The organism is Curtobacterium sp. MCPF17_002 (assembly GCF_003234115.2).
In the GTDB taxonomy this organism is placed as follows: domain Bacteria; phylum Actinomycetota; class Actinomycetes; order Actinomycetales; family Microbacteriaceae; genus Curtobacterium.
Window position 1 is genome coordinate 2773426 of the sequence record NZ_CP126251.1, and the last position, 12948, is coordinate 2786373.

Annotated in this window: 10 protein-coding genes, 1 pseudogene and 1 riboswitch; of the genes and pseudogenes, 5 read left to right on the forward strand and 6 right to left on the reverse strand. The window is 72.1% G+C overall.

Going from position 1 to position 12948, the window contains the following annotated elements; all coding sequences use genetic code 11:
- The first annotated feature begins 113 nt into the window (after positions 1–113).
- From DEJ28_RS12885 to DEJ28_RS12905, 5 genes are all read left to right on the forward strand, one after another.
- Complete coding sequence (locus DEJ28_RS12885) at positions 114–1424, forward strand: ABC transporter substrate-binding protein (RefSeq protein WP_258368091.1); 1311 nt, start codon at positions 114–116, stop codon at positions 1422–1424.
- Positions 1421–2515 (forward strand): carbohydrate ABC transporter permease, encoded by a 1095-nt coding sequence (locus DEJ28_RS12890; protein ID WP_111115910.1) that lies wholly within the window; start codon positions 1421–1423, stop codon positions 2513–2515. Before DEJ28_RS12885 ends, DEJ28_RS12890 begins: the two co-directional genes overlap by 4 nt.
- On the forward strand, positions 2512–3426 hold the full coding sequence (locus tag DEJ28_RS12895) for a carbohydrate ABC transporter permease (RefSeq protein WP_111115909.1): 915 nt from the start codon (positions 2512–2514) through the stop codon (positions 3424–3426). The genes DEJ28_RS12890 and DEJ28_RS12895 overlap by 4 nt, the downstream gene beginning before the upstream one ends.
- 63 nt (positions 3427–3489) lie before the next feature.
- The gene (locus DEJ28_RS12900; RefSeq protein ID WP_111115908.1) at positions 3490–4038 is read left to right on the forward strand and encodes a TetR/AcrR family transcriptional regulator; all 549 of its coding nucleotides are present in this window, start codon (positions 3490–3492) and stop codon (positions 4036–4038) included.
- Between the two features lie 67 nt (positions 4039–4105).
- Positions 4106–4276 carry a hypothetical protein gene (locus tag DEJ28_RS12905; protein WP_181433737.1) on the forward strand — a complete coding sequence of 57 codons (171 nt, stop codon included), beginning with the start codon at positions 4106–4108 and terminating at the stop codon, positions 4274–4276.
- Between the two features lie 278 nt (positions 4277–4554).
- Here the strand turns inward: DEJ28_RS12905 and ribH are convergent, their stop codons facing one another.
- The 6 genes and pseudogenes from ribH to DEJ28_RS12935 form a co-directional block, all read right to left on the reverse strand.
- Positions 4555–5034: a 6,7-dimethyl-8-ribityllumazine synthase gene (gene ribH, locus DEJ28_RS12910; RefSeq protein WP_111117536.1), complete on the reverse strand. Its 480-nt coding sequence runs from the start codon at positions 5032–5034 to the stop codon at positions 4555–4557.
- Positions 5035–5057: 23 nt separating this feature from the next.
- A pseudogene (gene ribB, locus DEJ28_RS12915) lies at positions 5058–5771 on the reverse strand (3,4-dihydroxy-2-butanone-4-phosphate synthase); the annotation flags it as partial.
- A complete protein-coding gene (locus tag DEJ28_RS12920) occupies positions 5771–6457 on the reverse strand; it encodes a riboflavin synthase (RefSeq protein WP_111117535.1) in 687 nt (228 codons plus the stop codon). The pseudogene ribB and the gene DEJ28_RS12920, both read right to left, overlap by 1 nt.
- Before the next feature lie 91 nt (positions 6458–6548).
- Positions 6549–6683, reverse strand: a riboswitch (FMN riboswitch).
- A 145-nt stretch (positions 6684–6828) separates the two neighbouring features.
- Complete coding sequence (locus DEJ28_RS12925; protein ID WP_111117534.1) at positions 6829–9228, reverse strand: bifunctional lysylphosphatidylglycerol flippase/synthetase MprF; 2400 nt, start codon at positions 9226–9228, stop codon at positions 6829–6831.
- Positions 9225–10598, reverse strand: coding sequence for an alpha/beta hydrolase (locus DEJ28_RS12930; protein WP_258368300.1), 1374 nt, complete (start codon positions 10596–10598; stop codon positions 9225–9227). The genes DEJ28_RS12925 and DEJ28_RS12930 overlap by 4 nt, the downstream gene beginning before the upstream one ends.
- Positions 10599–10796: 198 nt before the next feature.
- Complete coding sequence (locus tag DEJ28_RS12935) at positions 10797–12938, reverse strand: chaplin family protein (protein ID WP_111117533.1); 2142 nt, start codon at positions 12936–12938, stop codon at positions 10797–10799.
- Positions 12939–12948: the final 10 nt, after the last annotated feature.

The following is a 12948-nucleotide window of genomic DNA, read 5'->3' on the forward strand; positions in this document are numbered from 1 at the left end:
GGCTCTGATGCTTGACACGGCGTGTCGGGTGGAGGAGGCTCTGCACCACTTCGTGAGCGTTCACGATCGAACGCTCCAGGTATCCCGATCTCAACGACGAGAGCAGGTACTCCGTGACAGCAGCACCATCGATCAGTCTCAGCCGGCGGGGGTTCCTCGCCGGTGCGGGCGCCCTCGGCGCCCTCGGCGCCACGACACTCCTCGCCGGGTGTTCCACCGGCACCGCCATCTCGAAGGACCCGGACGAACTCGTCCTCTGGTACTGGAACCGGTCGCTCGACCCGAAGTTCCTGAAGCAGGCCGCCGGGGGCATCAGCGGTCACGGCACCAAGCGGCTCCGCCCCGACCTCATCGGCGGTGCGGCGTACGACACGAAGTTCCGGACGGCCCTCGCGGGGAACGCGTTCATCCCCGACGTCCTCATGGTCAACTCGAACTGCTGGCTCTACTTCCCCGACGAGGACCTCTTCACCGACTTCGACGACCACGGCGGCACCGCCAAGCAGCGCGAGTACTACGACTGGAAGTGGTCGCTCGGCAAGACCCCGAGCGGTCGGCAGTGCTTCTGGCCGGTCGACACCGGACCCACCGGGTTCTTCTACCGGCAGGACGTCCTCGCGAAGGCCGGGCTGCCGACCGATCCGGACGAGGTCTCCGACGCCATCGCGACCTGGGACGGGTTCCGGTCGTTCGGCGCGAAGATCCGGAAGGACGCGGGGGCGGCGACCGTGATCACGGCGACGCAGCTCTTCAACCAGTACATCTACGCGAGCCCGACCCGGTACTTCGACCGCGACGACCAGCCGGTGTTCGAGCGGCACGACAGCTCGATCCGGCAGGCGTGGGAGAACGCCGTCGCCTGCATCCGGTCGAAGCTGACCGGTAACCTGCAGTCCGGCACCGACCAGAACGCCGGGTGGGTGTCCGGACGGGTCGCGGGGCAGATCGAGGGAGCCTGGTGGACGCAGGTCATCCACGACACGGCCCCGGACGCCGCCGGGAAGTGGCGCATCGCCCGGCAGCCGGAACGGCCCGGCAACAGCGGCGGGTCCTTCCTCGCGGTCCCGAAGACCTCGAAGGACCCGGCCGCGGCAGCGGCGTTCGCGCAGTGGATCACCTCGCCGGAGGTGCAGTCGCACACGTACAACGACATCCAGCTGTTCCCCTCGACCCCCGCCTCCTTCGGCAACGGGATCATGCGGAAGCCCGGCGACTACTTCGGCGACCAGGACCCGCTCGCGTTCTTCAACGCCACCGCGATGGACGTCCCGGTGACGTACATCTCGAACTCCGAACGGTTCATCGGGGCCTTCGCGACCGAGATCACGAACGTCGAGGCCGCGGGGAAGGACCCCGACCGCGCCTGGCAGGACGCCGTCGACCAGACCAACCGGGTCCTCGAGAAGCGCGGGGTCCGGGCATGAGCACGAAACAGGCACCACCGACGACGAGCATCCCCGCGGTCGTCGGCACACCCACCTCGTCCATCACCACCGCCGCGACCGGGAAGCGCTTCGGCCTCCGCCGGTTCTGGCCGCAGTACGTCGCGATCGCGCCGTTCTACGTGCTCTTCCTGGTGTTCGGGCTGTTCCCGATCGTGTTCTCGATCGTGCTGTCGTTCACCGACTGGGACGGCGTCGGTTCGCCGTCGTTCGTCGGGCTCGCGCAGTACCAGTACCTCCTCGGCGACCCGCGGTTCTGGAACGCCGTCGGCAACACCTTCCTCATCTGGATCATGTCGACGATCCCGATGCTCTTCCTCGCGCTCGTCCTGGCCTTCCTGCTGCACGGCAACATCCGGGCGAAGGGCTTCTACCGCGTCGCGTTCTTCGTGCCGAACGTCACGAGCATGGTCGCGATGGCCATCGTGTTCGGCTCGGTGTTCTCCGACGGCTTCGGCCTGGTGAACGCGGCGCTCCGAGCGCTCGGGGCGGATCCGGTCGGGTGGCTGTCGTCGTACTGGGGCATCAAGATCACGATCTCGGTGATGGTGATCTGGCGGTGGACCGGGTACAACGCGATCATCTACCTGGCCGGCCTGCAGTCGATCTCCACGGAGCTCTACGACGCCGCGAAGGTGGACGGCGCGAACGCGTGGCAGATCTTCTCGCGGATCACGGTGCCGCTCCTCCGTCCGGTGATCCTCTTCACGCTGATCACCTCGACGATCGGCGGGCTCGGGCTCTTCACGGAGCCGCAGATCCTGTTCAACGGTCAGGCGGTGGGCGGCCCCGACGAGGCCGGCATGACGATCGTGCTCTACCAGTACGAGCAGGCGTTCAACCAGTTCGACTTCGGGTACGGGTCGGCGATCGCCTGGGTGCTGTTCCTCTTCTCCGTGGTGTTCGCGATCATCAACTGGCGCCTGCTCAGCGAACGCGACGGCCTGAAGACGCCACGACGCCTGCGCGCACCGCGTCCGACCCGCACCGACCGGATCGGCACCGACGGCATCGGCACCGACCGGATCGGCACCGACCCGGCCCGCACCACCGCGAAGGGGGTCGACGCATGACCGCGACACCGACCACGACGACCACGAACACCGCCGCCGCGCTCGGGCGACCCGGTGCGGCGACGAACGACCGCGGGCACGGGTTCCGCCGCGGCTGGCTCGGGACCGCCGTCACGCACCTCTGCCTCATCGTCGGCGTGCTGCTGTCGATCTTCCCGTTCTACTGGCTGCTCGTCATGTCGACGTCGACCAACGCGGAGATCTTCGGCTACCCGCCGTCGCTCTGGTTCGGGGACAACGCGCTCGCGAACGTGGCGTCGGTGTTCAGCAACGTCGACATGCTGCGGGCGCTCCTCAACACCGTGCTCGTGGCGGGCAGCACCGCGGTCCTCGTGATGCTGTTCGACTCGCTCGCAGCGTTCGCGTTCGCGAAGTACGAGTTCCCGTTCAAGCGGACGTTGTTCACCGTGATGCTCGCCACGTTCCTCGTGCCCGGCAGCCTGTCGCTCGTGCCGAGCTTCGTGCTCATGGCGCACCTCGGGTGGATCGGCGGACTGCAAGCGCTCATCATCCCGGGAGCGGCGAACGCGTTCGGCATCTTCCTGCTCCGGCAGTTCGCCACCGGGTCGATCCCGAACGAGGTCATCGACTCGGCGCGGGTGGACGGTGCCGGGTTCTTCCGGACCTGGTGGTCGGTCGCGGTGCCGATGCTCCGCGGCGGGCTCGCGTTCCTCGGCATCTTCACCTTCATCACCGCCTGGAACGACTACGTCTGGCCGCTCATCGTCCTCATCGACCCGAAGGGGCAGACGCTCCAGGTGGCGCTCGCGGGGCTCAGCTCGGTGAACGCGACCGACCTCGGCGCCGTGATGGCCGGTGCGGTGATCAGTGTGTTCCCGTTGATCGGCGTCTTCATCATCGGGTCGCGGCACTTCATCGCGAACATCGCCGCCGGTGCGCTGAAGGGATGAGGCCGGTCGTGGGCGACGGCGCGCGTGCCGTGCCGTCGCCCACGACTCCCTAGACTCGTGCCCATGGCAAGCGCCCGCGATCGTGTCCTCGACAGCTTCGTCACCATCGTGTGCGAGGAAGGGGAGCGTCCGGCGACCCTCGACGCCGTGGCCGCTCGTGCCGGGGTCTCGAAGGGCGGGCTGCTCTACCACTTCGGCTCGAAGGCGGCCCTCGTCGAGGGACTCTGCGAGCGCCTCTCCGACCTCTCCGCGATCGACGTCGAGCGGATGCGCGACGCCGAGGACGGCGCTGCCCGGTACTTCGTGCGGAACTGTCTCTTCGTCGGCAGCGAGCTCGACCTCGCCCTCCTCGCCGCGAGCCGCCTGCAGCAGGCCGGCTACGAGGAGGCCGGCCGGACTCTCGACGAGACCGAGAACGCCTGGCTCGCCACGCTCGTCGACGCCCTCGGGGACGAGCCCACCGCCGAGGCCGTGAAGCTCCTCGGCGACGGGCTGTACCACCAGGCATCCCTGGGCGCCGCGAGCGATGTGCGGCCGAACCGGAGCACCATCGACATGGAGGCGCTGCTCGGCGTCGTCGACCGGCTCATCGCGACGAGGCCCGGTGCTTGAACCGACACCACCGCTGCTGGGGATAGACTGGGTCCGTTCCACCCGCCTGACTTCCGGAGGTACCACCGTGGGCCGCGTCATCGCCGCTGTTTTCTCGATCCTGCTGCTGCTGGTGTCGATGTACCTGTTCGGGTTCGCGTTCCAGGTGGAGTCCGGTCAGGCGTTCGTGTTCATGGGCGGCGTGCTGCTCATGTGCCTCTCCTTCTTCCTGCCGATCCACGTGTTCGGCAAGCGGTAGTCACACACCGCGCAAGAAACGGCCCCGCACCTTCCGAGGTGTGGGGCTGTTCTGCGTTCTGGCGCCGACGTCCGCACGGCCCCGCCCGGCCGCGCGGCCGCCCGGCCGCCCAGCCGCCCGCCGCCCGCCGCCCGCCGCCCGCCGCACAACGAAAGTCGCCCGGAACCGTGAGACGACACGGTTCCGGATGACTTTCGTTGTGCGAAGCGCAGACCGACCGCCCGGGCAGACCGGCCGGCCGGGAGCGCAGACCGACCGCCCGGGAGCAGGTCGCCCGACTAGGCCAGGACGCGCAGCTTCTGCAGGATGACCGCGGTCGACACGGCCGCGTGCACCGCCTCGGCGCCCTTGTCCTCCTTCGAGCCCGGCAGCCCGGCACGGTCGAGGCCCTGCTGCTCGTCGTCCAGCGTGAGCACGCCGAACCCGACGGGCTTGCCGGTCTCGATCGCCACGCTGGTGAGGCCGCTGGTGGCCGCGTCCGAGACGTACTCGAAGTGCGGGGTGCCGCCGCGGATGATCACGCCGAGCGCGACCGCGGCGTCGAACCCGGACTCGAGCGCGGTCTTCACGACCACCGGCAGCTCGAAGCTCCCCGGGACCGGGATGACCTCGGCGGAGGCGCCGAGCCGCTCGATCTCGCGCTGGGCCCCGGCGAGGAGCCCGCCGGCGATGGCTTCGTGCCACTGCCCGGCGACGATCGCCACCCGGACCCCGGTGCCGTCGACCTGGTCGCGGTCCGCCGCGCCTGCTCCGCTCATCGTGTCGTTCCTTCCGTGGGCACGGCCTCGGCCGTCGCCCGGTCTGCCGCGTCGAGCCAGTCGACGAGTGCGGCGATGGTGATGACGGGCACGCCGGCGCGTGCCCCGAGTGCGAGGAGTCCGGGCAGCCGCATCATGCTGCCGTCCTCGTCGACGATCTCGCAGATCGCCGCGGCGGGCCGGAGCCCGGCAGCGGTGACCAGGTCGATCGCGGCTTCGGTGTGGCCCGCGCGCTCACGGACGCCGCCGGGTCGTGCACGCAGGGGCACGACGTGTCCGGGCCGGTGCAGGTCGTCGCGGACCGAGGTCGGGTCGGCGAGGACCCGAAGCGTCCGGGCGCGGTCGTGGGCGCTGATGCCGGTGGTCACCCCGACGGCTGCGTCGACGGTCACCGTGTAGGCGGTCCCCCGGACGTCCTCGTTGTGCTCCACCATCGGCGGCAGGTCGAGCGCGTCCGCGATCTCGACGCTCACCGGGGCGCAGATGAACCCGGACGAGTGCGCCACGGTCCAGGCGATCCACTCGGGGGTGGCGAGTTCGGCGGCGAGGATGACGTCACCCTCGTTCTCGCGGTGTTCGTCGTCGGCGACGATGACGGGCCGTCCGGCAGCGATGGACGCGACCGCGGCCTCGATGGTCGCCAGCCCGGCCGCGTGCTCGAGCCCGGCCGCGTGCTCGGGCCCGGCCACGTGCTCGGGAGCCGTGACGACGTCGACGTTCGGGGTCTCGGCGACCATCACCGTGCCTCCAGGCCGACCGGCACTGCCGGCGCGACCGGCGCTGCCGACGCGGCCGGAGCCGACTGCACCGCGGCGTCGAGCCGCAGCATCCGCCGGACGTGCCGTGCGAGCACGTCGGTCTCGACGTTCACCCGGTCCCCGGGGACGCGGGATCCGAGGGTGGTGGCCGCGAGCGTCTCGGGGATGAGGCTCACCTCGAACCAGGCCGCGTCCGGAGGGGTGTCCTCGGACGAGACGGCGCTGACGGTGAGGGAGACGCCGTCGAGCGCGACGGATCCCTTGTCGACCACGAGGGGGCTGAGGTCCGGCGCGAGCGAGAAGCGCACCCGGCGCCACCCGTCGCCGTCTGCGGTCTCGAGCACCGTCGCGGTGCCGTCGACGTGGCCCTGCACGATGTGGCCGCCGAGCCGGTCCCCGACGGAGGCTGCGCGTTCGAGGTTGAGGCGGTCGCCGACCGTGAGGGCGCCGTGCACACTCATGTCGAGCGTCTGCTTCATGACGAAGGCGGTGAAGGTCTCGGGGGTCTGCTCGACGACGGTCAGGCAGACGCCGCTCGTGGCGATGGAGTCGCCGTGCCGGGCGTCCTGGACGACGAGGGGGCCGTGGACGGTGAGCGCGACGGAGTCGCCGTGCTGCTCGACGGCGGTGACGGTGCCGAGTTCCTCGATGATGCCGGTGAACACTGGTGTCCTCTCAACGGGACTCCGGGGCGTTCGACGATCGTCGGCATCGACGGACGGGTCGCGGCCACACGGCGTGGTCGTGTCCTGCCCGCCAGCGCGCCTCCCATCCGGACTCTCACCGTCGGTCCCGGAGTTTCACCGAGTCAACCTCTGTCGGGTTCGCACCCGTCATCAGTTCGTGGACTGTCACCACCGGTTCGGACTTGCACCGACCCCGGAGCGCTTGCGTAGTCGGAACGATACCCCAGACGGATGACGGTCGCGTTGCGCCGCCTGCGCGGACGTAACGGGGCGTCGCGGTGTCGGCTGCGGCTCGCGACGTGTGCAGCGGCTGCCGGGAGGCGCGGGGCGGGCCCGCACCGCGCCTCCCGTCAGCTGCGCCCCCGCGCCAGGGCGACCGCCTGCCGGAGCGACAGGTCCGGCAGGTACGCGCGCACCACCGCGATCCCGATCGCGGGCAGCGCGACCGGGTCCGGGTAGGCGAGCACCAGCGGGTGCAGATCGGGCCCGAACTTGAGCTTGAACTTCAGGAGGGACCGGAACCCGTAGACGGGCTCGAGCACCCCGCCGACCAGGTCGAGCAGGTCCTGCACGCCCTCGCTCCCGGGGACGCCCTCCGATGCCTGGGCGAGCGGCGCGGCGGACAGGCTGAGCCGCTCGATGCCGTCCTCGCGCATGCGGTCGGCAGCACTCGCGACGAGGAACTCCATCACGCCGTTCGGTGCGGCACCGGTGCGGCGCATGACGTCGAGCGTCCACCCGACGACGCGGCCCTCACGGTGGCTCGGCAACCAGCTGGTGACGGCGAGCACGGTGCCGGTGTCGTCCTGCGCGACGAGCGTGCGGACGGCCGGGTCCCGCATCTCGTCGACGCCGCCGAGCGTGAAGCCCATCTCGGGCAGTTCGCGTTCGGCGACCCACTCCTCGGAGATCGCCTCGATCTGCCGGGTGATCGAACCGGGCAGGCGCTGCCAGCTCGACCACGTTGCGGTGATCCCCTCGCGCCGTGCCTTGTTCACCGAGGTCCGGACGTCCTGCTTCTTCTTGCCGCTCGTCGTCCACGTGCGGGGGTCGAGGTCGGCGTCCTCGGCGACCGGCAGCGTGCTCCAGCCCTGGGCGGTGAGGGTGCCGGCGGCCTCGGAGCCGATGCCGTAGAAGACGGCGGTCCAGCCGTTGTCGTCGCACCAGCGGGCGAAGGCGGTCATCGCGTCGGCGCGCGCGTCCGGCCAGCCGAAGGGGCCGCCGACCGTCACCGCGACCCGGCCCTCGCGACGGAACGCGACGGCTGCTCGACCGTCCTCGGCGAACCAGTACGCGTTGCCGTGCCACGTCGTCATCCAGCCGAACGCGTCGCCGCCGGCGGCCTCGAGCAGGGCGCGGGCTCGCGCTCGGTCGAGCCGGGTGCCGTCCGGGTCGGCGTCGGCTTCGACCGCACCGGTCGGTCGGACGGAGGCGAGCGCGATGACGAACCAGAGCACCGGGCCGGCCAGTCCGATGACGACGCGGAGCACGGGGTGGAGCGACGGCAGCCGGTCCCAGAACGCGACCGGGGCGAGCGGACCGAGCGCCGCCACGGCGAGCCGCAGCGGGTTCTCGACCGGCTGCGGAGACGACGCGGCCGTCACCAGCACGACCGCGACGATGACGACGGCCGCCGACCCGACCGTCACGGCGAAGGTCACCACGCGGCGGCGCGACGACAGCACGGTGAAGGACCGTCGGAGCACCACCAGCACGACGGCGGTCGCGAGCGGGACGACGATCGACGCGGCGATGGACAGGTCGACGAGGAACTGGTCCTCCATGCCGTGCAGCTGTTCGACGCGCCCGGGGACGATGCCGTAGGTGACCGCCGCGGCGACCGCGGTGACGGTGTCCACGACGACGACGAGCCACACCGCGAACCGGCTGCCGCGGAACAGTCCGAGTCCCGCGACGACGAGCACGAGGAGCGGGGCCGCGGCGAGCACCACGGTCCAGGGGTCCGTCGCGCGGTAGGCCAGCAGGGCACGGAGGCACTCCCCCGCGATCGCGTCAGCACGGCAGCCGTGCACCGGTGTGACCGGTCCGGCGCCCACCACCGCGGCGAGCGGTGCGAGGATGCCGACCCGAGCGCGGGACACCAGGGCGATGACCGGCCCGACGGCCGACACGAGGACGACGGTGCCGAGGAGGACCCGGGTCTCGCGGTGGGAGCTGCGCAGCCACCCGAGCCGCTTCGGGGTCCGGCGGAGCAGTTCGCCGAGGAGCCATCCCGTGCCGGCGGCGAGCACCGCGTAGAGGTCCGACGCGTGCCCGGCGTACAGCAGGAGCGCCGCGACCACGGCGAGCGCGTTCACCCGGATGCGCCGACGCCACAGGGGTCCGGCGAAGGCGCTCGCGGTGACGATCGTCCCCACGATCGCCGTCCACGGGTCGAAGCTCGTGGCCCGGCCGAGGAGCAGCGGGACGACGTCACGCCCGTCCGAGTCGATGAACGCGCTGAGCGCCCCGACCCCCGTCCCGACGACCGTCGTCAGGACGAAGGCGAGCGCCGTCCGCCACGAGCCCATCAGTCGTTCGGCGGCCCCCACGAGCACGACGACGCCGGCGAGGGTGAGGAGCAGGGCGATCACGCCGGTCGAGGCCGCGAAGACCCGGAAGGGACCGTAGGAGACCGGGCCCGTGCCGTGCAGCACGTGCAGGACGACGGCGGTGGTCGAGGTGGCGAGCACCAGGACGAGGACCGCTGACGTGACCGGGTGCCGTCGGACGGTCCGCCACGCGCTCACAGGGTTCCCTTCGTCGCCGGCAGGCCGAGGTGCGCGATGACCGCGGGCAGACCGTGGGAGAGAACGTAGCGCACGGTGTTCCAGTCGTGGGCGGAGCCCGGCGAGACGATGAGCGGCGTCTGCATCCCGACCCGTTCGGCCACGGCACGGAGGGCGTCCGTCGAGGCGTGGTACGGCGCGTCGTCCTGCCCGTAGCCGAACACGGTGAGGTGGTCCGCGTAGTGGCCGTGCGCCGTCATGATCGCGCTCGGCGCCGCCGCTCGGTACGCCGCGGCCGAACCGCCGAAGCCGAGGGCGACCGTCTGCTGCACACTGCCGTTCCGCGGGGCGAGCTCGCTCGAGACGGCGAGCGCGCTCCCGAACACGCCGGGGTGCGCGGTGGAGAACTGCATCGCGCAGGTCGCCCCCTCGGAGAACCCGACGATCCCCCACGCGCCGGACCCGCTCGCGACCGGCAGGTGCTGCCGGATCCACCGCACGGTGTCGGTCATCACGTACGTCGCGCTCCGTCCGAGCCGTCGGGAGTCGACGCACATCGGGTTCCGTTCCGGCGCGCCGAGCTGGTCGGGTGCGACGACGATCGGTGCGAGTCCTTCGTGTGCCTCGGCGTAGTGGTCCAGGTCGCGGCCGAGGTCGCCGGACTGGAACATGTCGGCCGGCTGCCCGGGCTGGCCGGACAGCGCGACGAGCACCGGCAACGTCGGCGGGTGCACCGTCCGGGCCGCCGGCGGCAGCCAGACCACGGCCTTCCGGGCACGGAAGTGCGACACGGTGCCGGGGATCCGCACGCTGATCGTCTCGCCCATGCGGGGCATCCCGGCGGGCGCGTGCCAGTCGGCCGGGTCGACCTCGCCGCGGCCGGGTCCGGTGCTTGTGCCGGTGCCGCTCTTGCTCGCCTGCGCGGGGAGCGCCCGCGTCGGGTACGGGTTCGTCGCGATGGCCTGCTCGACGTCCTTGTAGAAGCCGAAGTCGACGTTCACCCCGAGTCCCGCGGCCAGGGCGACGCACGCAGCGGCACCGACCGCGGTCACGCGCAGCGTCCAGCCGCCCTGCACGAGGACGACGACGAGCAGCGCGACGGCCGCGCAGGCGAACGCGAGCCACATGCGTGTCACCGGCGTGAACGAGACCCCGAACAGGTCGAGCACATCGCCCGTCCACCAGATCGCGACGAGCCCGACGCCTGCACCCACCGCGAGCGCGACGACCCGCACGGCGACGGCGCGGACGGGGTGCGCCGTCCGCCGCCGACCGGCCCGCTGCAGGAGCGGCGCGGCGACCACCCAGAGGGTGAGCACCAGGGCGACGACGTCGACGGGGACGAGGACGTCGCGTCCGGTGATCGGGATGCGCAGGAGGTCGTGGAGCACGCTCTCATCGTGGCGTCACCCCGCTGCCGGGCAGCCCCCGAGGCGCTTCCGCTGTGCACAGGTTCGCCACCGACGGCTCCCGGGGAGCCGACAGGCCGCTCACAGGCCGAGGTCGTCCGGAGTGGCCGCCCGGGCGTGGGTCGGAGGGGCACCGCGCACGGTGCCCCTCCGGTTCCACTCAGGGAGTGTCCGCTCCGGTCAGTGCCGCTTGCGCAGCACCATCGTCCCCGCTCCGGCGAGGAGCAGGAGCAGCGCGAACCCGGCCGGCAGGACCGGCGAGGTGGCTCCCGTGTAGGCGAGCCCCGACTGCGTGCCGGTGGCGGCGGCCTGGACGGCGGTCTGTGCGACCGTCGAGGTACCGGCCGTCATCGCGTCGGCGGTCACGGCCCTGGAGGCGCTGGTCGCCACCACCGCGGCGGCGCCGGTGACCGGGGTGGTCACCGTTCCGGGCACGGTGCCGTCACCGGCGCCGGTCCCGTCACCGGGGTTGCTGGTGCCGTCACCGGGGTCCGTGCCGTCACCGGGGGTCGTGCCGTCACCGGGGGTCGTGCCGTCACCGGGGTCGGTGCCGTCGCCGGGATCCGTGCCGTCACCGGGCGTGGTGCCGTCACCGGGGTCCGTGCCGTCACCGGGGTCCGTACCGGTCCCCGGGTCGGTGCCCGTGCCGGGCGTCGTGGTCGTGCTCGTGCCGTCACCGACGACGCCGATCCCGTTGCCGCCGATGGTGATCGGCAGGCTGATCACCGGGGCGAGCTCGGTGCCGGAGAGGAGTCCCCCGTCGCCGGAGGTCGTGCCACCAGCAGTCGGGGTCGTGGTGCCGGTACCGGTCGCCGGGGTCGTCGACCCCGTGCTCGTGCCGTCACCGACGACGCCGATCCCGTTGCCACCGATGGTGACCGGCAGGCTGATCACCGGCGAGACCTGCGTACCCGATGCTGTGCCGTCCGAACCCGAGGTCGTGCCACCAGCAGCCGGAGCCGTGGTGCCGGTGCCCGTCGCCGGGGTCGTCGACCCCGTGCTCGTGCCGTCACCGACGACGCCGATCCCGTTGCCACCGACGGTGATCGGCAGGCTGATCACCGGAGCGACCTGCGAACCCGAGGCGACCCCGTCCGAACCCGAGGTCGTGCCACCAGCAGTCGGGGTCGTGGTGCCGGTGCCCGTGCCGGTCGCCGGAGCGACCGAACCGGTCGAGGTGCCGTCACCGACGAGGCCGATGCCGTTGCCGCCGATGGTGATCGGGAGGCTGATCACCGGAGCGACCTGCGAACCCGAGGCGACCCCGTCCGAACCCGAGGTCGTGCCACCAGCAGCCGGAGCCGGGGTGCTCGTGCCCGTGCCGGCCGTGCCGGTCGCCGGGGTCGTCGTGCCGGCGGAGTCGCCGTCACCGAGCAGCCCGATGCCGTTGCCGGTCACCGTGACCGGGACGGAGACCACCGGAGCGACCTGCGAACCCGAGGCGATCCCGTCCGAACCCGAGGTGGTTCCGCCAGCAGCCGACGCCGCGGGGGTGGTGGTCGCCGGGGCCGAGGTGGCACCCGTCGACGAACCGTCACCGAGGAGGCCGATGCCGTTGCCGGTCACCGTCACCGGGATCGACACCACCGGCGCGACCTGCGTGCCGGATGCCGTCCCGTCCGTGCCCGACGTCGTCGGAGCGGAGGTGCCGGCAGCCGCCGGAGCAGCCGGAGCGGCCGGAGCAGCCGGAGCGGCCGGAGCAGCCGGAGCGGCCGGAGCGGCCGGAGCGGCCGGAGCAGTCGACGTGGCGTCGCCCCCGACGGCGATCGCGTTGCCGGATGCCGTGACCGGCGCGGTCACGTCACCGACGACCTGGGTGCCAGACGCCACCCCGTCCGAACCGGAGGTGGTCGGAGCAGCGGCTGCCGGAGCAGCGGCTGTCGGAGCAGGCGCCGCAGCCGGAGCGGCCGGAGCAGCTGCAGCCGAGGTGGACGCAGCGTCCCCGCCGACGGCGATCGCGTCGCCGGCGACCTGCACCGGGGCGGTGACGTCCGGCACGACCTGCGTGCCCGAAGCCACGCCGTCCGAGCCGGAGGTGGACGGGGCAGCGGCCGGAGCCGGCGCCGCGGGGGTGGATGCGGGCGCTGCCGGTGCGGGAGCGCTCGTGACCGCCGACGTGACCGACGACACCGCGTCGCCGAGCACTCCGAATGCGTTGCCGGTCGCGGACACCGGTGCGCTGATCGACGGCGCCACCTGCGTGCCCGATGCGGTGCCGTCCGCTCCGGAGGTCGTCGCCGCGTTCGCCGCGACCGCCCCTCCGAGCGTCAGCCCGCCGACGAAGAGGGTGAACCAGAGCCCTCTCGAGACGTACTTGTTCATGGTCGTTCCT